The following is a 336-nucleotide window of genomic DNA, read 5'->3' as shown; positions in this document are numbered from 1 at the left end:
TGTCCGCCGCATCCTTGTAGATGGTCTTGAGCTGAGACTGGGACTGCAAGATGATTGACGCCGGGATTTCCCGGCTTCGGATGGTTGCGATGAGCTTATCAAACTTCGGGATTTGACCGATGTTCGCAAACTCATCGAGCAGACAGCGCACATGAACGGGAAGCCGTCCGTTGTAAACGTCATCTGCCTTGTCGCAGAGAAGGTTGTAGAGCTGGGAATACATGATTGCTACGACGAAATTGAAGGTGTCATCGGTATCGGAAATGATGACGAACAGTGCCGTCTTCCGGTCTCCGATGGTGTCCAGCTCCATCTCATAGTAGCTCATCAGCTCAC

The 336-nt window shown here is 51.8% G+C and carries 1 protein-coding gene; it reads right to left on the bottom strand.

The annotated features are described in order from the left end of the window. Positions 1-336: type IV secretory system conjugative DNA transfer family protein (locus P0G09_RS16380; protein ID WP_275253196.1), on the bottom strand; the 336-nt coding region annotated here is incomplete at both ends.

Source organism: Faecalibacterium sp. DFI.5.82, assembly GCF_029076575.1.
Classification (GTDB): Bacteria; Bacillota; Clostridia; order Oscillospirales; family Ruminococcaceae; genus Faecalibacterium; species Faecalibacterium duncaniae.
The sequence above is the reverse complement of the archived record's forward strand: the minus strand, read 5'-3'. Positions and strand labels throughout refer to the sequence as shown.